Source organism: Sedimentibacter hydroxybenzoicus DSM 7310, from assembly GCF_013403245.1.
Classification (GTDB): Bacteria; Bacillota; Clostridia; order Tissierellales; family Sedimentibacteraceae; genus Sedimentibacter; species Sedimentibacter hydroxybenzoicus.
The window spans coordinates 21,826-41,112 of sequence record NZ_JACBNQ010000005.1; the positions used below are offsets into that span (position 1 = coordinate 21,826).

Annotated in this window: 36 protein-coding genes; 1 reads left to right on the forward strand and 35 read right to left on the reverse strand. The window is 35.6% G+C overall.

Going from position 1 to position 19,287, the window contains the following annotated elements; genetic code table 11:
- The 33 genes from HZF24_RS06870 to HZF24_RS07025 all read right to left on the reverse strand — a co-directional run bounded on the left by HZF24_RS06870 (position 1) and on the right by HZF24_RS07025 (position 18,538).
- Positions 1 to 1,155 (reverse strand): phage portal protein, encoded by a 1,155-nt coding sequence (locus HZF24_RS06870; protein ID WP_179237557.1) that lies wholly within the window; start codon positions 1,153 to 1,155, stop codon positions 1 to 3.
- A gap of 14 nt (positions 1,156 to 1,169) precedes the next feature.
- Entirely contained in the window at positions 1,170 to 2,804 is a 1,635-nt protein-coding gene (locus HZF24_RS06875) for a terminase TerL endonuclease subunit (protein WP_246345983.1), read from the reverse strand.
- A complete protein-coding gene (locus tag HZF24_RS06880) occupies positions 2,791 to 3,108 on the reverse strand; it encodes an RNA polymerase subunit sigma-70 (RefSeq protein WP_179237558.1) in 318 nt (105 codons plus the stop codon). Before HZF24_RS06880 ends, HZF24_RS06875 begins: the two co-directional genes overlap by 14 nt.
- A gap of 106 nt (positions 3,109 to 3,214) precedes the next feature.
- Positions 3,215 to 3,526 (reverse strand): HNH endonuclease, encoded by a 312-nt coding sequence (locus HZF24_RS06885; protein ID WP_179237559.1) that lies wholly within the window; start codon positions 3,524 to 3,526, stop codon positions 3,215 to 3,217.
- Positions 3,507 to 3,782: a hypothetical protein gene (locus HZF24_RS06890; RefSeq protein ID WP_179237560.1), complete on the reverse strand. Its 276-nt coding sequence runs from the start codon at positions 3,780 to 3,782 to the stop codon at positions 3,507 to 3,509. Before HZF24_RS06890 ends, HZF24_RS06885 begins: the two co-directional genes overlap by 20 nt.
- Before the next feature lie 56 nt (positions 3,783 to 3,838).
- Positions 3,839 to 4,690, reverse strand: coding sequence for a thermonuclease family protein (locus tag HZF24_RS06895; protein ID WP_179237561.1), 852 nt, complete (start codon positions 4,688 to 4,690; stop codon positions 3,839 to 3,841).
- Positions 4,691 to 4,962: 272 nt separating this feature from the next.
- A complete protein-coding gene (locus HZF24_RS06900) occupies positions 4,963 to 5,358 on the reverse strand; it encodes a DUF3775 domain-containing protein (RefSeq protein WP_179237562.1) in 396 nt (131 codons plus the stop codon).
- A gap of 192 nt (positions 5,359 to 5,550) precedes the next feature.
- Entirely contained in the window at positions 5,551 to 5,997 is a 447-nt protein-coding gene (locus tag HZF24_RS06905; protein ID WP_179237563.1) for a hypothetical protein, read from the reverse strand.
- Position 5,998: 1 nt separating this feature from the next.
- Complete coding sequence (locus tag HZF24_RS06910) at positions 5,999 to 6,193, reverse strand: hypothetical protein (RefSeq protein ID WP_179237564.1); 195 nt, start codon at positions 6,191 to 6,193, stop codon at positions 5,999 to 6,001.
- Positions 6,181 to 6,588, reverse strand: coding sequence for a RusA family crossover junction endodeoxyribonuclease (locus HZF24_RS06915; RefSeq protein ID WP_218835270.1), 408 nt, complete (start codon positions 6,586 to 6,588; stop codon positions 6,181 to 6,183). Before HZF24_RS06915 ends, HZF24_RS06910 begins: the two co-directional genes overlap by 13 nt.
- Positions 6,589 to 7,767, reverse strand: coding sequence for a hypothetical protein (locus tag HZF24_RS06920; protein ID WP_179237565.1), 1,179 nt, complete (start codon positions 7,765 to 7,767; stop codon positions 6,589 to 6,591).
- The gene (locus HZF24_RS06925) at positions 7,752 to 7,952 is read right to left on the reverse strand and encodes a hypothetical protein (RefSeq protein WP_179237566.1); all 201 of its coding nucleotides are present in this window, start codon (positions 7,950 to 7,952) and stop codon (positions 7,752 to 7,754) included. Before HZF24_RS06925 ends, HZF24_RS06920 begins: the two co-directional genes overlap by 16 nt.
- 31 nt (positions 7,953 to 7,983) lie before the next feature.
- On the reverse strand, positions 7,984 to 8,520 hold the full coding sequence (locus tag HZF24_RS06930; protein WP_179237567.1) for a hypothetical protein: 537 nt from the start codon (positions 8,518 to 8,520) through the stop codon (positions 7,984 to 7,986).
- 12 nt (positions 8,521 to 8,532) lie between these two features.
- On the reverse strand, positions 8,533 to 8,826 hold the full coding sequence (locus HZF24_RS06935) for a hypothetical protein (RefSeq protein ID WP_179237568.1): 294 nt from the start codon (positions 8,824 to 8,826) through the stop codon (positions 8,533 to 8,535).
- A gap of 9 nt (positions 8,827 to 8,835) precedes the next feature.
- On the reverse strand, positions 8,836 to 9,276 hold the full coding sequence (locus HZF24_RS06940) for a single-stranded DNA-binding protein (protein ID WP_179237569.1): 441 nt from the start codon (positions 9,274 to 9,276) through the stop codon (positions 8,836 to 8,838).
- Positions 9,273 to 9,395 (reverse strand): hypothetical protein, encoded by a 123-nt coding sequence (locus tag HZF24_RS19225; RefSeq protein WP_281372262.1) that lies wholly within the window; start codon positions 9,393 to 9,395, stop codon positions 9,273 to 9,275. Before HZF24_RS19225 ends, HZF24_RS06940 begins: the two co-directional genes overlap by 4 nt.
- A gap of 10 nt (positions 9,396 to 9,405) precedes the next feature.
- Positions 9,406 to 10,386 carry a DNA-methyltransferase gene (locus HZF24_RS06945; RefSeq protein WP_179237570.1) on the reverse strand — a complete coding sequence of 327 codons (981 nt, stop codon included), beginning with the start codon at positions 10,384 to 10,386 and terminating at the stop codon, positions 9,406 to 9,408.
- On the reverse strand, positions 10,386 to 11,759 hold the full coding sequence (locus tag HZF24_RS06950) for a helicase-related protein (RefSeq protein ID WP_179237571.1): 1,374 nt from the start codon (positions 11,757 to 11,759) through the stop codon (positions 10,386 to 10,388). Before HZF24_RS06950 ends, HZF24_RS06945 begins: the two co-directional genes overlap by 1 nt.
- The gene (locus HZF24_RS06955) at positions 11,756 to 11,992 is read right to left on the reverse strand and encodes a hypothetical protein (protein WP_179237572.1); all 237 of its coding nucleotides are present in this window, start codon (positions 11,990 to 11,992) and stop codon (positions 11,756 to 11,758) included. The genes HZF24_RS06950 and HZF24_RS06955 overlap by 4 nt, the downstream gene beginning before the upstream one ends.
- A gap of 2 nt (positions 11,993 to 11,994) precedes the next feature.
- Positions 11,995 to 12,708, reverse strand: a complete 714-nt coding sequence (locus HZF24_RS06960) for an ATP-binding protein (RefSeq protein ID WP_179237573.1) — start codon at positions 12,706 to 12,708, stop codon at positions 11,995 to 11,997.
- Positions 12,656 to 13,480 (reverse strand): conserved phage C-terminal domain-containing protein, encoded by an 825-nt coding sequence (locus tag HZF24_RS06965; RefSeq protein WP_179237574.1) that lies wholly within the window; start codon positions 13,478 to 13,480, stop codon positions 12,656 to 12,658. Before HZF24_RS06965 ends, HZF24_RS06960 begins: the two co-directional genes overlap by 53 nt.
- A 4-nt stretch (positions 13,481 to 13,484) precedes the next feature.
- The gene (locus tag HZF24_RS06970; RefSeq protein WP_179237575.1) at positions 13,485 to 14,051 is read right to left on the reverse strand and encodes a hypothetical protein; all 567 of its coding nucleotides are present in this window, start codon (positions 14,049 to 14,051) and stop codon (positions 13,485 to 13,487) included.
- Entirely contained in the window at positions 14,032 to 14,316 is a 285-nt protein-coding gene (locus HZF24_RS06975; RefSeq protein WP_179237576.1) for a hypothetical protein, read from the reverse strand. The genes HZF24_RS06970 and HZF24_RS06975 overlap by 20 nt, the downstream gene beginning before the upstream one ends.
- Positions 14,303 to 14,902, reverse strand: coding sequence for an ERF family protein (locus HZF24_RS06980; protein ID WP_179237577.1), 600 nt, complete (start codon positions 14,900 to 14,902; stop codon positions 14,303 to 14,305). Before HZF24_RS06980 ends, HZF24_RS06975 begins: the two co-directional genes overlap by 14 nt.
- Positions 14,886 to 15,128 carry a hypothetical protein gene (locus HZF24_RS06985; protein WP_179237578.1) on the reverse strand — a complete coding sequence of 81 codons (243 nt, stop codon included), beginning with the start codon at positions 15,126 to 15,128 and terminating at the stop codon, positions 14,886 to 14,888. The genes HZF24_RS06980 and HZF24_RS06985 overlap by 17 nt, the downstream gene beginning before the upstream one ends.
- A complete protein-coding gene (locus HZF24_RS06990) occupies positions 15,125 to 16,012 on the reverse strand; it encodes a DUF1720 domain-containing protein (protein ID WP_179237579.1) in 888 nt (295 codons plus the stop codon). The genes HZF24_RS06985 and HZF24_RS06990 overlap by 4 nt, the downstream gene beginning before the upstream one ends.
- A complete protein-coding gene (locus HZF24_RS06995) occupies positions 16,013 to 16,294 on the reverse strand; it encodes a hypothetical protein (RefSeq protein WP_179237580.1) in 282 nt (93 codons plus the stop codon). It lies immediately after the preceding gene.
- Positions 16,295 to 16,354: 60 nt separating this feature from the next.
- Positions 16,355 to 16,498, reverse strand: coding sequence for a hypothetical protein (locus tag HZF24_RS07000; protein ID WP_179237581.1), 144 nt, complete (start codon positions 16,496 to 16,498; stop codon positions 16,355 to 16,357).
- A gap of 61 nt (positions 16,499 to 16,559) precedes the next feature.
- On the reverse strand, positions 16,560 to 16,742 hold the full coding sequence (locus HZF24_RS07005; RefSeq protein ID WP_179237582.1) for a hypothetical protein: 183 nt from the start codon (positions 16,740 to 16,742) through the stop codon (positions 16,560 to 16,562).
- Positions 16,726 to 16,896 carry a hypothetical protein gene (locus HZF24_RS07010; RefSeq protein ID WP_179237583.1) on the reverse strand — a complete coding sequence of 57 codons (171 nt, stop codon included), beginning with the start codon at positions 16,894 to 16,896 and terminating at the stop codon, positions 16,726 to 16,728. The genes HZF24_RS07005 and HZF24_RS07010 overlap by 17 nt, the downstream gene beginning before the upstream one ends.
- On the reverse strand, positions 16,897 to 17,358 hold the full coding sequence (locus HZF24_RS07015) for a 3D domain-containing protein (protein ID WP_179237584.1): 462 nt from the start codon (positions 17,356 to 17,358) through the stop codon (positions 16,897 to 16,899).
- Between the two features lie 92 nt (positions 17,359 to 17,450).
- Entirely contained in the window at positions 17,451 to 17,759 is a 309-nt protein-coding gene (locus HZF24_RS07020) for a MerR family transcriptional regulator (protein WP_179237585.1), read from the reverse strand.
- 11 nt (positions 17,760 to 17,770) lie between these two features.
- Positions 17,771 to 18,538: a Rha family transcriptional regulator gene (locus HZF24_RS07025; protein WP_179237586.1), complete on the reverse strand. Its 768-nt coding sequence runs from the start codon at positions 18,536 to 18,538 to the stop codon at positions 17,771 to 17,773.
- Positions 18,539 to 18,607: 69 nt separating this feature from the next.
- Here HZF24_RS07025 and HZF24_RS07030 point away from each other — a divergent pair, with 69 nt between their 5' ends.
- The gene (locus HZF24_RS07030; protein WP_179237587.1) at positions 18,608 to 18,841 is read left to right on the forward strand and encodes a hypothetical protein; all 234 of its coding nucleotides are present in this window, start codon (positions 18,608 to 18,610) and stop codon (positions 18,839 to 18,841) included.
- Positions 18,842 to 18,843: 2 nt separating this feature from the next.
- On the opposite strand, the gene HZF24_RS19230 is transcribed toward HZF24_RS07030, so the two are convergent.
- Positions 18,844 to 18,978, reverse strand: a complete 135-nt coding sequence (locus HZF24_RS19230; RefSeq protein WP_281372263.1) for a hypothetical protein — start codon at positions 18,976 to 18,978, stop codon at positions 18,844 to 18,846.
- 15 nt (positions 18,979 to 18,993) lie between these two features.
- Positions 18,994 to 19,260: a DUF739 family protein gene (locus tag HZF24_RS07035; protein ID WP_179237588.1), complete on the reverse strand. Its 267-nt coding sequence runs from the start codon at positions 19,258 to 19,260 to the stop codon at positions 18,994 to 18,996.
- Positions 19,261 to 19,287: the final 27 nt, after the last annotated feature.

Sequence of the window (19,287 nt, forward strand, 5' to 3'; positions counted from 1 at the left end):
TTATCCATCCCCTTTCGCCATTTTTTCTATTGGACTATAATTTTTAGTCATCCATCTTGCTTTACTCCACTCTGTATTAAGCGGCTCCATGCCTAAAGCTCTTAAACTATCATCTACACAGTAAGCGCCTATTCTTGTTAATATATCAAGAGCATTAGCAATGTCTTTTAATTCCACAACCTTAATTCTTGTAGTATCTAATTTGCAGTATGTTCTTTCAAGGTATAGTTTTTTGCCGTATAGTTTCCTGTTAATTTCATCACTTAAAATTTTAGCAAGCGGATTAATGCAGAATGTTAAAAAATCATTTACCGCTTTGCCCGTATCAGCTACATTACCCTTTAACAGTGCCGGAGGTATCTGTAACCCTATCGCAGTAAAGTCGAAAATATCATCAACAAAAGCCCTGATGTGCCTACCTTCTATTGAGCTACTTTGCGTTTTGTTGTCTTGTCCTATTTCCTCGTAGCCTAATCCATTGGTCAATGGTAGTACTGCGTCGCCTTCGGCTTCAAAGAATGTCTTAAATCTTTCCTCTAACAGCTTCTTTAAATCCTCTTGGGCTTTTTCTGTTTGCGGATAATTCGTAGGAATTGTTAGTTTTGCTTTTTTTCCTTTACCCTTTAAATAGCCTTTACTACTTGCCTTTATTAATTTTGAATAGCTTTCGCATAAGTTATCTATCACAGTCTTAATTCTTTGATTATGTAATTCAAAGTGAAAGACTTGCGATTCTGTATAAACATTTTTTAGATTGTAACCCTCGACTACAATGTTTTTATAGATGTTTTCTTTAAACGCAAACTTTACTGGGTTGAAACTATCAGCAACATAAAACATCTTGTCTTGTTGAATTACAAGGCATTCATTATCATAAATTAGCTTATGTATTACATCTCTCCAAAATTTACTCGCTGATTTGTTTTGATTAGGTTCGATGTTTAAAAGATAATAATTGTCATTTTTTACTTCTTTGCCTTTTTCGTATGTTAAAAACTCACTTCTTGTAATAGTATTTGCTATTAAATTTACGCTTGCCTGTAAAGCTAATTCTTTATAAAACACTTCGCCGACTACATTGCCTACATAGGCATCAAGAGGCAATGTACCATCATGCAAATTAAATAAACCTCTAAACCAGTCTGTTATATACATTCTCAACCTCCTTTCTAATAAGTATAGACATCTAAAAACAAGCCTTCTCCCATTTCTATAAGCTCTTCATCTGCGCTCATGCAATGTAAAAAACAGAAAAAGCCATCAGTTTTTCTCTTGATTGGCTCTATCTTTAGATAACTCTTATTTCCTTTTTTATCTGTGTCAACATATACATTATTACAAAACCACCGCATTAATTTATCATCACCAAATATCAAATCGCCATTAGCAAATAGTTGTGTTATTAACGGATGTAATTTTGTGTGAGTAATGTATCCGTTCGGTATTCCCTGTAACTCCAAGCCTTTAGCATCAAAAACTTCTTTTAATGCAGAATATCTATGTCTATCTGCCACTACTTTTTTAATAACATACCATTCGGCTTGTTCTTCAAACCAATTATATACAATATCAGCGGAAATAACAGGAATTCCTTTAACTATAGTAGCAAGCCCTAAGTTAACCGCCTCTTGAATATCTATGTTAAACTTTGTGAATTGTAAGCTCTTTTCATGTATAAACGTGTGCTGTTTAAATATTCTCTTACCATTCTTTTTGAATAACAATCCTACAGAGCACCAGTCTTTTAAATCAGCAAAATCAACTCCGCCTATGCACTCTAAACCGACTAAATCCGGTACAGGTTGATTAGTTGCTTTTATTTCTTGCCACTCCGCAACGGCTTTAGCTTCATCCTGTGTAGGTAAATTCATTCTCTTAGTTAGGAATGCTACCTTTAACTCAGAATTACTTTGCATTGCAATATATTGTTTCATAACAGTTCTTTTTAATGTTCTGTCGTGGTTGATACGAGGATTTGCTTTTTCCCACAAATCCGGATTATCAACTTCCCCTAAACTGTCCATCTTGAATATAAAAGGGAAAAATCCATTGTGAGGATCTTCGCCTAATAATATTCTTTTGGCTCTTTCTTTTAAATCATCAAGAACCGACTCTCTGACCTCTCCATCAGTTGTTAAGTAAAATATTCTCGGTTTATCTACTTTACCTAAACCGCCAATGAAAACATTTATATTATCATAATTTTCGTATTGGTGAACTTCGTCGAATATTATTGCTCCGGGTCTACCGCCGTCTTTTGTCTTAGCGTTAGATGTCCTGTATCGCAAAGTTGAATTTGTTTTTTTATAAGTTATTTCCTCTTTTGTCTTGTCGAAAAGTCTTTTTAATTTTTGACTATCATCAATAACCTGATCCACTTCCTCAAAAGAAGTTTTAGCTTGATCTTCAGATGTGGCAACAATATCAATGTCATAATTTTTTATACCATGCTTATCGCTTTGCAGATAAAAACATATACATGATATTAAGCCATTCTTGCCTCCGCCCCTACCCATGTAGTCAAAGTATTCATCAAATACTAAATCGCCGGTATCTTTATAAAAAACACCATCCACAAACGAAAAAAAGAATTTCTGAAAATCAAGTAATTTAAAAGGGAAGTAATCCTCTACTACTCTAACTGATTCATAAATTCTTTCACTATCTATGTATATGTTATCATCATCGAGTACTTTTCTGACAAAACTCATTAACAACTTTTGTTCTTCGCATGAATGAACTTTACCGCTTTCAACTAAATTCATCCATGTGTCTATGTATTCATGATACTTATAATTCTTCATCCTCCTCAACCACCTTTAAGTCGGATGCTCTTATGCCTAAATCATAAAGTATAGTTAGCATTTGCTTATTGACTTTAAGCAATTCCGATATACTTTCGTTTTTCTTGTAACCTTCTTGCCCTCCACCATTACACCAATAAACAGAAACACCTCTTTTTTCTATATCTTCTTGAAGCATGTTTTTTATATCCCAAAATTTCATATAGTCAGTTACAAGATTTTGATAATGGGCAAATTGGTATACTTGCTTTTTCTTTAATTGATTTATGATTGCTAATTCTATCTTTCGTCTTAACTTGTCCATATGCCCACCCTCCCTATATATGAGAATTCTGAAAAATCTCCGGAGCCGATACCCTACCCCGCTGTACAGCTTTTGAAAATAAAATCAATTTTCAGACCCGGGGGTATTATTCCCATCGCTCCTCTGTAGTAAATTTTTCTTTTGTATTTTTTATAAGCTTCTCCGGATGCTCTTCGTTATGACATGTATCGCATAAGCTTTCGAGGTTATCATCATCTAATGCAAGTAAAGGATATTCCTTTAGATGCTTCTTATGATGCACGCATGTAGCTTTACTATAGCCGCCTTTTCTTTTGCACTTTTGGCACTCTTTATTATCTCTTTCTATAATGTATCTTCTTTTCTTTCGCCAGATCCTATCATTATAAAACTTATCTACATCTCCTGTTATTATGTAGTTATATAACTTCTTGTTCAATTCTTTTCCTCAACACATTCATATCAATTGCAGTATGTTTTTTAAGTCTTTCAATCTTATTAGCGTCCTTGAGCTTTCTTATCTTCTTTTGTTTATTTCTTATAGCTTCATCTGTGTAGAATGCTATGAACTCCTTGCCACAGTTAGGACATTTGAAATATGTTTTCTCTATGCCATCATCTAACTGTTCAATTTCAAGTTTTTCTAAATTAAATTCTTGATTACATCCATTATTGCCATCACACACCGCTAACATATTAGCCTCCTTGTATTTAAAAAGACACCCTCTTTGGATGCCTAAAATTTATTTTATTATGGTTTACATACCCCACAAGCAGTATAACCTGCATTTTGCGCTTCATCTGTTGTATCAAACCATATTTCATTATAACTTTCTATATTTTTCGCATATCTGCATGAAGGTTTATGATATTTATCTGAATTCAAACTTCCTACATAGTTACCTGAAGTCTTTACTTCCAGAACTACTTCATTGTTAAAATTTTCCTCGTTCCATAGTCCTTTGTTATTTTCCCTTGCCGTTCGTTGTGTTTCTGTAAATTCTTCTACATACTTTACATTTGGAGGATAAGTTGATACTTGAGCATATCCTTCGGCTAATAAAGTTTTATTAAACATTACTCCATCTAAATAAACATAGGCTAATAACCTTCCATATTGATCTCTTTCCTGTACATCAAATTCAAGTTCTATTTCTTTGCCTTCAAGCTTATCTTTAGTAAAGTTAGATGCTATTTTACCTTCTTCAACATTCTTTGATGCGTCTGGATGAACGCTTTCTGGTGTATCTATCCCTATAAGTCTCACTTTTTCTTCTCGCCCTTGAAAGTTTACAACTAACGTATCTCCATCAACCACTCTAATTACTTTCACGGTTTCTGCCTTGTCGTTTATAGTTGCTGTCTTAGTTTCCTGATTCCAGCCCACTTCTTTGTCGAGAGCTTCAGCGACTGCTCTAAGAGGTACATATGTTGTGCCGTTATATAGAATGTTGTCTGCATTAATCTTCTGTCCATTTACTGTTAAATTGACCGAATTGTACACAACCTCAATTGTACTTGTTATAGTCTGTCCTATCGCTGTCCCTATTAAAAGAGTTAGTATAATAGCTCCAATTACAAAATATCTTAACACTTTTTTCATTTGTTGAATACCTCCCTTTTTTAAATATTATAACCATACAGGAAAGATTTTACAACATTAAATTCCCCACCCCTCACCCTATGCAGTCTAATTTATATCTGCATCGTCACAAAATCGTAAAATTTAAAATGTGTATTTTCTAACGTAAAATGAACTTACTCCACCGTCCGGATACAACAAAACCGTGTCGAATTGCACACGGTTAAAATTATATTGCATCCCGGTTAACGAATAGTGTCGTTGTATTAAAAAAGAACCCGATTAGGAGTTCTTTATATACTTATTTTCAATAGCTTAAATCCATCTTTCAAATAATTAACTAATGGGAATTTTTCTGTCATTAGATATATTTCTATCATTTTATCTTCATGCCAACCTCTGGAATCAAAATATTCACGCGCCCTTTCGTATATTTGTTGCGGGCTTATATCTTTTTCATCTATGCCATCTCTTCCAATATACATAATTGTTTGCAGTACTTTTATAACTTCATAATCTAACTTATCCAAATAGTCTTCCAGTGCCTTTTCTTCGATGTCCTTTTTCAAATCTTCTAATGCGTCAAAATCTATAGTTGATTCATATGTTTCTTTTGTGCATTCCGCTTTATAATAAGCCTCCGCCAATTCTATTACTTTTCTGAACATCTCATTGTATTCTTCAAACATATAAAATCCTCCCGATATTTTACCACAATTATACAACAGAAAACCTTTCCTGTCTACAAAATAACGTAAAAAGAGACACTATATTTCAAATGTCTCTTTTGAGGAGGATTTAAGAAGAATCAATAACAGTCAATCTTGGACACTATCATAATATCATATTGACAAGGTGCTACTACTGCAAACTTTTAAAAATTATTTTCTTAATCCTCTCTCGAATGCAAATATATCTCTTGCCTTTTTAAGATAATAATACACACTGCGCTCGCTCGCCGGTATATGTATGACTGCTTTTTGTACTCTCATAGAAATATCATTTTTCTCAAGCTCCCTGTGTGGTCTTTCAAAATACACTATCTCCACTGCTTGTCTCTCCCATATATGTAACTGTGCTAATGTCTTCTCTACAGCAAGCACGTCCCATAATTCCGCTTGCTTTTGTCTTAAAATACCTTCAGCATACATAACAGCTTGCTCTGTTGGTTTACTTATGCCTGTCCCACCCAACCGCCGCCTCCTTTCATATTCTTCAAGCGCTTCTTGGTAGTATTTCTTCTCTAAGTCTTCTTTGTGAGGTTTCCCCATGAAGGCATAGTATCTAAATGCTTCTGTTGCATAATCTCTTATGTGGTCTTTCTTCAATTTACCCCTCCTCTATAGTGATTTTTATCTTAGCAATCCTATACCATATCCCTGGCATCCGCGCTGTTAGCTTGTCTATACCTCTTTTAAGCTGCTTTGTATCGGCATAGGGCTTGTATATGTACTCTTGATTAAATGCCTTGCAGATGATTGCATATCGGTATTCTATTGTTTTAATCGACTTCACACCATCCATATCTCTACTTCAACTCTTGGGTTGTCACTGTAATACTTATCCACCTTGCAGCTCACAATATCCTTATCATCCGCATATGCAAGTCCGTTTAAGCTATCAAATATTATCTTGCATATATTATCAATGTCAGGCTTCTTTGTAGGTCTTAAAATACAATTAGAAGCATCTTTTTTCTTTTTCTTTGTAAAGCTCTTGGGTATAGAATAAAAGCATTTTAACTCGGCGTGCAATTGCCCTGTGAGCATTTGTTGTCTCGCTTCTTGAAAACATATCTTAACCCAATTTTCGTAATTCACTGTAGTCTCAGGCGTATAAGCTTTTACAAATTTTCCTTTACTGCTGAATTTAGGGCGTCCTTTGCCTTTTGGTTCTCCTGGTATTGTAAATTTAATCAATTAATCATCTCCTAACAAATCATTAATCCCTATCTGTTCTCTTATTTCAATTCCATTTTCCTTTAATTTTTCTTTAGCATGTTCTAAGAGTTCCGATGTTAAAGGTACTATATTTCCATCCAAATCCTTATACATTCCCGTCCTTATTTTCTTTTCGAGCCTTTTTAATTGTTCTTTCTTTATGCGCTTTTGTTTATCCTTTTGATACTTCTCTCTGCGATTCCTTTTGTCTGCTTTATTTTTCTTCACCTTGTCACTTTCATGTACAACTTCTATTCCATCTCTTATATCCTCAAGGTCTTGCATCAGGTCCCGACTTTCCCGCTTTTCAACTCGGATGTTGAGCACTTCCAATTCAAATTTTTCATCACAGTATTTAGCCCGATGCAATTGTATGTGATGTCTCATTCTTTCTTTTTCATAAACTGCATCTGGATATAATTTCAGATACATTTCCAAATCGGTCATTGCCTTTCTACTGTCAAATAATTTTTTACCTTTTACAATCTGTATAACAGGCTCGACTATAAAGCCTTTTCTATATTCTGTTGTTGTTTTTACATCGTAATAGATGTTTGCAAGAGTTAAATCTCTTTCTTTTCCTGTACACCAGCATGTCCCATTCCAACATCCGTTTTTTGTGAAGTTAATGCAATTATACGGTTCATATTTGAAATATGGCTCACAGGTATCTTCATTGATATGGCAGCAGGTACAACTTATCATCCCGTTTGTTCCAAATTTCTTATTGAGGTTTTCTAATGTAAGTTTCTGTCTTTCGTCCTTAATTTTCTCTGCACTATTGTCATAATCATATGGCTTATCAGACAAATGCCATGAACATTGACCGCCTACATTTATTTTATCTTTCAATAGCGGGTGCCGTAATTCACATTCTTTTTTACGATACGGACAATGGAAGTTGTAATTATTGTTCTCTACCCTCCATTGAATTCCTGCATAACACATGTAACCAGATGTAAAGCATCCCTTCCTCATTACACCGCATGGGGCTTCCCACACACTGTCATATAGAAATTTTGATGTGTACTCGAATTCATGCATACCGCTATGCCACTTGACGTATTCAGGATGATTGTCCTTTGTGTATCCTTGTTCTAACAAATCCAAAGTTAGTTTGTTTTTCGTTTTATTCCAATCGTCTATATTCCCATACATGGTCTTACTCCGAAGAAATTTTCTAACTTATCTCTTAATTCATCTGTGGTTATTCCGTACTCTTTAGCGATACACTTTTCGCAGACGAGATTTTTATAAGCTAAGGCTTTAGAACATTTAGCATCCCAAGTATTTAATTGTTTTCCACATACATTGCAATTTTTATCAATTAATTTACCTTGCATAATTCCTCCTTGGGAGCCGAAGCTCCCTTAATCAAACTCCTATAAAATCCATGATTGATAATTGTGTTTTTACAAATACTTCAGGTTCTTTGAGTATTTCTTCAACTCTCTTTCTGCATTCCCTGAAGCTCTGTAAATAACGTTCATACCTTTCATGTCTTCTCATATCAACCAAAGCATCACGCTTTATAAACTCTTCTAACCCTCTACAATATCCAATTACGTTTTTTATACAAGTATCCTCTATCTGCCTTTTATTCAATCTGTCAACTACTGATATGAGGTACTGATAATCTTTATCTTTTTTATATATTGATAGTGATTTATTTGCATTCTTCCTTATCTCATCCGCTCTTGCAATGTACGTCCTATCAACCTCTGGAGGAATTTCTTTGTCAAGTAGTTCCGATTGTATGCCCTGCTCCTCCATTTGACGTTTTATATAGATTATGTGGTTTCTTACAAGGTTCATGTTACATCCATCTTCCCAGAAAGGATCTTGACAGCCATACTGTTTTAAGTGATTCCAGTGTTCGTATCTTTCTTTTAATTCTTCTTCTAAGGTCAAATTCTCACCCCTTTAAAACGGAATATCTATCACATCAAAATACATGCACCTATAACCTTCCTGTTTCTCTGCCCAACCAATTACATCTTTTAATGGTTTATAAGCTCCTGTTCCCGCAATAATCTGCTCTGCTGTGTAATTGTCTACAATAAAGCTATCTGATGCAGTAGTTGCTATACATTCACCTCTGGAAGTTTCAACGAACACTTTTTCACCTTTTTCAAGTGATACTTTCAAATGTAATTTAAAAAGATAATTCTTACCGCTATTCCCATGGTTTATAAATACTAAGTTATAATATTTCATAGTTCCCTCCTAAAATGGTATATCTTCATCCTCAAACGGGTTATAATCTGTCGCCTCAAATACTTCATGTGCATATAAATCTTGGTCCTGAGGTTTAGCTTGTCTATCTGCTTTGCTTTCTAAAAACTCTACCCTATCTGCTACAACCTCTGTTGTAAATCTCTTTTCCCCATTCTTGTCGGTATAACTACCGGTCGAAATTCTGCCAAGTACAGCACATTTATTGCCTTTGCTTAGATAATTAGCACAGTTCTCAGCTTGTTTTCCAAATACAGTTATGTTAATAAAATCTGCTGTAGGTTTACCTTGGTTTATTGCTTGTTGCTTCTTTTCGCCAAATAACTCTTTATCTACCGCTAATGTCATTTTTACTACTGCTAATCCTGTAGCAGGTACAAATGCAAGCTCAGGATCACGAGTAAGACGCCCTATTAAAACTACTGAATTCATTCCTTTTCCTCCCAATCATCGCAATATTCACATACTCCGGTTTCTTCATCGTGCTTTGTGCAATTTCCCCAAAATTCAACTTTTGGTATAAAATATTTGCATTCTCTACATAGTTCCATTGTCATCCTCCTAAAATAAACTTAGTTGATTTTCTTCGTCTATTACACTATGACAATTCTTAACTGCTTGATTGTAGTAACTTTCTTTTAATTCAATTCCTACGGCTCTGCGTTTCATTTTTAATGCTATGTAGGCTTCACTGCCGATGCCAAGGAATGGAGTTAAAACTATATCTCCCGGATTCGTCCACAATTCTACGGCTCTCTCTATTACTTGGAGTTGCAGGGGACATATATGCCTTTCGTCTTTTTCTTCCCTTGCGTCAGTCCGATTTAAAGTATATCCTTGGTCTATGTCCATCCATACCGGGCTTGCATATCTTCGCCATACTTGATGAGAATAAACCGGGTCTTCTTTTGCCATTGATATGTTTCTGTGCTTCTTGCTATCTTTGAGAGTTGGTTCTTTTTTAGGTGCATCCGGTTCATCTTCGCCGATAAACCTCGTAAGCCCGTCAGGATGTTTTATAGGCTCCTCATTATCTCCCGGTTTTCTCATAGTGATTAAGTAATCAGGAAGCCCATTCCTGCACATTGCAGAATCTTTACATAGCTGCTTGTGCATTAATCCAAGTGCTTTAGTCCTTGTTGCTTCAACTAAAGGATCTTTCCAGATTATTGTCCTCGAATGATATATAAATCCGCAATCTTGAAATAATTTAATTAAATCTCCCGGGAAGTCTTTAAGTCCTATGTATCCGTCTCTTTCTTTCATCGCTGGAATATCCATGCAATGTACACTCATGAGCCTACCCGTTTTTAATATACGATAGAGTTCGACTACAATAAATTTAAATTGTTGAAAGAATTCTTCATATGTCCTACAGTTTCCTAAATCTCTATCGCTATTTGAGTATGTGTATAAACTTACAAATGGTGGGCTGTAAATTTCAAAATGTATACTATTATCCGGTATATCTTTCAATATTTCACAGCTATCGCCGTTGTATAAACTCATTCTATCTGTAATATATTGATTATTTACATTCATTAAATCACCTCTTTTAACCATGAAGGTATTTCCAGTTTCTGTTTTGGGTTGTAATCTATGACATTCCTCGTTGTGTTTCTAATCTCATTCTTAAGTATTTCAGAGGTCAGATCTACCATATTTCTTGACATCTTTTGAGCCTGTTCTTCTTTTCTCTTAATGTTTTCAAGTACACTTTCCTCTTTCTCCGAGATAACAACATGTACATTAACTTCTTTAGTTTGTCCAAATCTATAGCATCTTCTGATTGCTTGATAGAATCTTTCGTAGCTGTCTGATAGTCCGCAAAATATCACGTCGTTACAATTCTGCCAGTTCATCCCGAATCCTGCTATCTTAGGTTTTGTTACTAAATATTTAACGTCATTCGTTGCAAACCCTATCAAAGCATTTTCTTTATGTTCCGGTGTGTCAGATCCTTTTACTTCTACTGCTCCCGGAATTGCTTTAGTTAAAGCTGTGCTTTCATCATTGTAATCGCACCATACCAAGCAGTTATCCGTTCCTTGAACTAATTCAACCGTCTTATTAACCCTCTCCTTTAAACTTTCTTTTCTAGCTTGTCTTCTTTCATCTAATGTTTGAGCCGGCAGCACTATAAACATATTTTCATTGACAGGACTTTCTACAAAGTGAGTCTGGATGTTCAGTTTAGGAAGCTTATACTTACTTCCGTCATATCCTAAATCTTCAGGATTCTTAACTACCATAGCCCAAGATGCTATCCACTTCCAAAATTCTGTCTCTGCATGTCCTTTCAGTCTCCATTTTGCTGTATCTCCACTATCATGCACAAAGAATGTTGCAAGCATTTCTGACCTTGACATAACCCCCAAGAATTCCGCATGATTGCCTAATTCTTCATAATCATTTGGAGCCGGTGTTGCTGTACATGCTAATTTGTAGGGTGTATATATGAATAGGTCAAGCATTTGCTGTGTTGTTTTACCTGAGAAACTTTTTATAATAGAGCTTTCATCCAAAACTACACCTACAAAATCATTAATATCAAAGCGATGCAGCATTTCATAGTTTGTAATATTAATCCCATCTTTAGCATCTATCTGACTTCTGCAAGCATTGACTTTTATGCCGAACTTTTGACCTTCTCTTACTGTCTGTTTGCTAACTGCCAATGGGGCAAGGATTAATATTTTACCGCCTGTGTACTTACAAATTTCATCGGCCCATGATAATTGTGTTATTGTCTTGCCTAATCCTGTATCTAAAAACATTGCGGATTTACCCTTTTTTAATGCCCACCCTGTAATGTCTCTCTGAAAATCAAACAAATATTTGTTATTAGACTCGCAATCAAATCCGGAAGGATTTATAGTTATTTGTTTACTTTTTAAAAATTCCTCGTATGTCATTTATCCCCCTTTCTGAACTTCTCCTGTAGCTCGAGTAATTTCTTATCCATATCAGCTATCTCTTCAATCATATTCACGTTACTAAAGTTCAACAGATGCTGATCTCCGGTTCCTGTTTTTATAAGCACTGCATTACCCTCTTGTGTTATCTCGGCAACGTTGTAAAAATTCCTGCTTGTAGATATAGCGTTGAACCATACTTTTATAGTCGATCCATCAAATAATGCTTTCATTTTCAACTCCTTAACCTATAATTGTTGCTTGTATTGTTTTGAACCTCTACCATGTAATCCTTGCACATTTCATAGATTCTGCTACCGATGGCTTCATCGAAATTCAATAGGTCTTCTATTCCGTATTCGCTTGATACGATGATAGGCTTGCGGTTGATATATCTGTAGTTGATTATCTCAAACATGATGTTTTTATCCGAATCTGATGTTTTACCTTTTAGCATATCATCAATCAGCAGTACTTTTGCATTTTGAAATCTATCAAGTTGCCTGCGGTAATATTCTTCATCGGTCATGTTTTGCTTTATGGATGTAATTGTATCCCTGTAACTGAAATACACTACCGGAAGCTTTTTACTTTTCATGATGTTTAGTCCCAACGCCAAAGTTAAATGCGTCTTGCCTGAGCCTACTTGTCCAAGAAGAGCTATTGAATTTTGCCTGTCATTCATTATCTTCGTGAAGTTCTGATAATATTGTGTTGCTGTGATTTTCATACTCTTTGAAGTTTCGTTCCACTCCTGAAAGTTTGAAAATGTATAGTTCTCATCCTTAATACCGCTATTTTCAAACATCATCAATGCTTCTTTCACAGCAAAACATTCACATCGTTTAAAAATATTTCCATCAACCAGCCATCCCGTATCTTTGCATTTATCACATTCATATTGGCTCGTCTCCGATGTCGTCTGTCGATTCTCCTGTATTCTTTTCACTACACTTTTTAGGTGTAAACTGAATTCTGTTTCCGTATTTTCCAACTTTTTCGCCCCCTTGATTAAGGTAACCCTCAAATTTATTTCCGAACAAAGTCTCTGGTCTTAGATATTTCTGCATCTTAGCGTCGTTGAGCCATTCACACACTTTTATATCAATGACTTTTTTAAAATCATCTAAGGTGAACCCCTCTTCTAATCTTGCTTTTATCTTAGCCGTCGTTGGCTTTGTATTGTGCTTATAGTTCCTGTTGGCTTTTTCATTTAGGTAGTTTATTATTTCTTTGCAGGCATCAGAGGTCGAGCCTGCTCGATTATATATATCTCTATCTATCTCTTTATCTATCTCTATATCTATCTCTGTGTTACCATTTGTTACATGAGTGTTACATTGTAACAATTTTTGTTGCTCTCTATACTTTCTAACCCTTGCAGCAACGGATGTTTCACTTCCTATGAGTTCAATTGTATTTGGAAGTAAAAACTGTTCATCATTTATAGGTTCAACTATTCCGTGCTTTTCTAAATAAAGCCATGTAACCTTAACATTTTCAACGTCTTCATCTAATTCTAAGGCTAATTCTTCAATAATGTTGTTTTCTATGCCCTCAAATATCAAAACCCCATCTGTTTTTAAGCTTAAAAGTTGCAATTTTAGGTATATTATTGTGTATGTATCTCCACCGGCTATCTTACGGAGTTTTTTAATCTCTTTTCGTTTAAAAAAATCATCCTTAAGCTTCAGCCAATAGTATTTTTTGTTGTCTGACAATTTATCACCTGCCCCACCGTTCTTTAAGTTGCTCTATCTCTTTAGGTGTCATAGTGTTTATTCCTAATTCTTTAGCTTGTGTTATTATTTCATCTAAAAGCAAACTCATTTCTTTTGTATCGTATGTGCTACTTCCGTAATAATTTATTATGGTTGTGTAACCCTCTAATTTACTGTCTCGCATAATTTCGGATTGCCAACCTAAACCTTTACTTTCCCATACCTCAATCCAACGTTCTACAGCGTCGTTTCGTATAGGTGTTATCTCAAATGGACCTACCTGTCTAACAGCTTGTTTGTATACAAATTCCTTTGTATTCCCTATTACCTCTGATATCTTCTGACAAAGTACGAAACAATAAGCATTAGCATCCAACGACCGCTTTTTCTTTTTATGGTCTATCTTGCACACCTTTAACTTTTCATCACTCAGCAATTGATTTAACGGCTCCATGTTACCTTGTTCTTCCTTGGGGACTATCAATGTAACATGATAATCCCCTGTAAAATCTCTTGTTATACTTCCTGACTTAACTGTTACTTCCATAGCATCACCTGTAATTTTTTCCAAACAGCTTCATAAACTCTTCAAAGGAAAAGTTCTTTTCAAATTCTATCTGTGCAAGTTGCTTGATCCGAATGTCTAACTCTTTGTTATGATGCACTCCATTAGGTCCGGTATGACAATTCATACAAAGAGGAACTTTCATACCATGCTTTTCTGACTGTTTTCTATTTGCAGTCCCGAAGAATACATGATGCTCTTGTAGATTTTGAGTAGTACCGCATATAAAGCAATGCTCCCAATCAGTTGTCACTATACTATTCCGTTTCATTGATTTCACCATCTTTGAGCTTTAATAGCTTTTTATATCCGGTCAAGAGTTGGTCATATTCTGCTTTTGTCAACAAATCAGGAGTTTCCTTGTGATAATTTTTCTCTATCTGCTTGAAAATAGTTGCTTTACTGTATCCTGCTTGCGTTGCAGTTTCAAAGAGTTTTAGAATATCTTCATTTGAAACATCGCCAGTTTGATTAGTTATATCGCTATCCGAATTATCATCAATGCAGAACAATCCGTTTAATGCATACTTTCTTGCGTAACTGCTTGCTGCCCCGGTTATTTGACTGCCATCCATTCCTTTTTTGGTTTCTTCTTCTCTTGCAAATGCTGATACGCTTGTTTTTTCTGTTGTTTCTACGTCAACCAATGTTGCAATAGCCTGTACATAAAACCGTTCGCCCTCTTTAATTAATTGGTCGTGTAATTGGAGTACTAACCCCTCTTTTTTCAACAAAGGTTTTACGGCTTCAAGTATATTTTCACAACTTCTATATTTATATTTGCCGAATGTGTTATATTGACCTTTAGGGGCTTTTAACTCGGCTTGTACATTTAAGAGTTTATTGAAGATGCTCATAGTATTTGCCTATCCTTTCTTCTTTTTCGCTTTTCTCACGTTCTAAATACCTTTGGTGTATTTCTAATTCCTCGATGGAATATTTAATTATCTCTTCAAAGCTATCATTTACAATGTCTTGTAGTCTGAATATAGCTGTCTGAACATTATTAATATCCTCTTCTAGTTGGTCTCTTTCTTCTTCTAAATCATCAATGTTTATTGATATAAACTCGTTGTATGTCATTGTTCATCACACGCCACAAACTTATTATTTTTCAACATGTAGAATGTGTTTTCTTTTATCTTCTTGCCGTCTATTCTTTTGGTCTGAACATTAACACGATGCCATTTTCCATGCTCGTCCTGTTCCCACTCAGCTAAGGTTAACCAGCAACCTTTTGCGCCCTTTGCCTTACCCTTTCTTCCAAGTGCAATAGCACAACCTTCAGCTAATTTCTTACCTTCTTTGATTTCCGCACTTCCACAATCCCCGATGGCGGTTGCTACAGCCCAATCACCCTCGGCTTGTGCTCCTGCTCGGTATCCTGTGGCTTGTGCTCCTGCTCGGTCTCCTGTGGCTTGTGCTCCTGCTTGGTATCCTGTGGCTTGTGCTCCTGCTTGGTATCCTGTGGCTTGTGCTCCTGCTCGGTCTCCTGTGGCTTGTGCTCCTGCTTGGTATCCTGTGGCTTGTGCTCCTGCTTGGTATCCTGTGGCTTGTGCTCCTGCTTGGTCTCCTGTGGCTTGTGCTCCTGCTTGGTATCCTGTGGCTTGTGCTCCTGCTCGGTCTCCTGTGGTGCTATTTTCTTTTTTCCAATCCACTCTATCTAAAATAAACTTTACGCCAGCTTCTATGATTCCTTTTAAGCCTATCTCTACGCCTACACGAATTTTAGATACCGCTACCTTGCTATCTCTGCCATCCCTATCAACATCTCCATCTCCTTCAACTTCGCAATATCTACTGTCCGATGGAGGATAATATTCAAACACATTTAGAGGATCTTCGCAAAAGTGGAATCCTTTGCTACAAGCTTTTATATTTCCTTCTTGTTCGTATTCCTTGCCTACTTCGTACTTAAAGCCTCTGCATTTTAAATCTTTATCGAACCCCTTATATCCTTTTATCATCTATATTTCCTCCTCGATTTTATTTTCATCACCTTCAAATAAAAGTGTTTGTGCTATGCAGTAAAATGTCATTCCTGCTATTACAACGCTATACTTGTATGGATATTCTTCGTCGGATGATTTACTAATTGTGTATTTTCTATCCCCTAAAATATTTATAAATGTTTCTCTTGTAACATGAAATCCGCTATATTCTCCGTAACTGTATATTCCTAATTTATCTGCTTTCATCACGGATACTTTTAATTCAGATGCAATATTTGTAAATTCTTCTATATTCATATAAATTTCCTCCTTGATTTTTCTTACTGTGTTTTGTATAATAAAGAAAATGTTTTATTTTTATTTGCCCATTGCCGTGGGCTTTTTTCTTTTATTCTGTATCTTTAATCCTAATTTGTTTCTGTACGTTCCTACAGATGAAGCCGATACCTTCAAGACATCTGATATCTCTATGTCGTTGTAGTTATTTAGATATAGATTCATGAAGTGTTTATCCAAAATATCTTTTACCGACTCACAACCCATTGTAGGTGTAGCGATTGACCTAGTAACTTTCTACAATTCCATAAAATGAATCATCTGCAAAATTAACTTGCATTCCGTCGAGTGTGTCAGTGTGGTTGCCTAAGTTTTGCTTAATGCCCCTTTGAGCATTCTTTAAAAATTTTTCCTTGCTGAATTTCCTTGTAATTGCTCTATCTTGAGCCGGTTCAAATATCCGTGCCATTTGTTGCCTCCAGTTCCTTTTCGAGCTCTTTAAGTTTCTCTTTGTATTGCTTAGCCTTTTGGATTGCTCTCCATTCAGCTATCTCTACAGCTCCAATTTCCATTTTTATCTCATTAACTGTTCTTTTTTTCGGTTCTCCTGCAAATAGACCCATTTATTTTTCCCCCTCTACTATCCAAACATCCGCCATATGCCGCCCTGCTTCTAATGCTGCCTCATGGCTATCCATATACACATCAAGTCTATTTCCTTTTATAGCTCCGCCTTTGTCTTCCACGACCCGGTAACCAATCCCATCTATGTATATCTGCGTGCCTACCTTAAATACATCCCAATCAGCAGCGATAGTTTGTCCCTCTGTCGCAAGTGTACCGGATGCCGTTATACCGTAGTAGGGATCTCCGGGATATTTGCCTGTTGATTCGGGTCCGGCGGTGTAATATGTTACTTCAAATTCGCCTACATACTTCATTTTCAATTCTTCTTGTGTCAGATCTTCCTCTACTTCCATATGTAAAAACGCAATCTCTAACATTTCTATGTACTCCTGCTTGTCCTTTAATCGTGCAGCTTGTCTACTGTTTTGGTACTGTAGTTCTGCGATATCTGTCTGCATTGCCTTTGCATCTAATCCGGTTATTACGAGAGCTACAAGACAGATGATAAGACATATAAGGAATATTGTTCTTTCGAGTTTTAGTTTTTTAATCAATTTTTCACCCCTTCTTTCACTGAGATTATTTGAGAAGATGCAGCTAATATCTGGCTAATTATCCCTTTTAGTTTAGTGTTTTCTGCTTGAAGTTCTTCGAGTTCTCTTTCCAATCGCCTGCGCTCCAAAGGTGAAAATCTTTCAAGTTTAATTCCTTCGAGTTCTGCGATATGCTGTTCTGAAAATCTTGGCGCAGGTATCCCTTTACAAGGTGTTAAGATACCTTCTTTTCTCCAATTGTCTATTGTTGCTTCATTCACTTGCCAACGTTCAGCAAGGTCTTTACGGGTTAATAGTTGTGCCATACGAAGACCTCCTACACAGCGCTTTGATATTTTATAAGCATATTTCTGATAATCGCTGTATATATTTCTTTCAGTTTTTTGTCCTGCTCAATTACTTCAAGATTACTTGTCCTTAAAATTTTAGTTTTAGGAAGTCCTGCTTTTTCAAGCCGTTCTTTGAGGTTTTTCAGTCTCTGCTTCAGATTACAACCGGAGCGTGTTTCGAGTTCCTTGTAAGTATTAGCTCTAACTTTCTGATATCTTAAATCCCCGAATTCATCTATAACTAACTCTGATTCAGCTAATTTGTTGATTGAGGTATTTATCCATTTACGCCAATTCTGTGTATCAACAACGACCGCATCTTGAATACTATCAATTCGAGCGTTAGTATCAGTTAAAGCTGTTTCAAGTTGTTTTTGCTTAAGCTCCATACCAATTAGTAATTGTAGCTGCGGACTTAAGCCGCTCATTTCTGACGGTATCATAGCTTGTTCCATTTCATTGAACCGCTTCACATATTTTGCCGTGAAGATAACTCCTTTTTCTCCGGTGAATTTATTTGCTATAAACTCACACCCCATTTTAGTAAATTGGTAGCAAGGATATTTTCTTTTATTATTCTTTACGCTATATGTATCTGGCACAAAGTAATCAAGAGAGCGTAATTTTGCGCTTTCTAAAATTTCGTTGAAACTTGAAATCTTTCTTAGTAATTCCTTGTGTTCCATTTCTACCATTTCCGCTATGTCTCTGCTGTCGATTGTTTTTGCTTGATTATTGATTTGTATTTCATTCATCTTTGGTGCTCCTTTCTTTTTACATATTTTGACTTCTGTGTTATAATCTCCTTGAAAGGGGGTGATTATATGACATGGATAGCTGATATACATTTAAAATCCGGGGGCAATGTCGTTGTAGAAAATTTGGAATGCATACAAACGAAATATGATGCGGATATAAATCATATGCCCAGAAAATATACAGATTTTAAAGATTTTATTTTTTTAAATCAAAATTTCTTATCGTTCTCCGGCAAAGATATTACGGTTACTCTGCCCGGGAACACAATAGAATACATAGTTTTAATCAGCAGAGCTTAGCGTTATTGATATTCTATTTCTAAAAGAGTGCAGTTACAGCTGTGCTCTTTTTCTATGTCTCGAATTGTGCGAACAAAATCTTTCAATTCTTCAGCTGTAGACAACTTAGCCTTAATTCTAATTTCTATACTTGACATCTTTTCCTCACCTCCTTAATTTTTATAGTGTGGATTATTGTTTTTCGTTGCATTTTGCAACATTGAAGGAAAAAAATATTTTACTACTTCGTCAGACAAAAGATCTAACCTATTTGCAATCCTTAAAATTTCGTTAGCCGTAAAAGGAGTGTACCCATTTAACTTTGAATTAAGAGCATTTAAACTCATTTCAATGTCTTTAGATAGCGCTCTATAGGATATACTTTCCTCTCTAAGACGACCTTTAAGCGCTGAAAATTCTTTCTTGTTGGACTTTTGCATTAAATTCACCTCTTTTCTTTTGTTTCA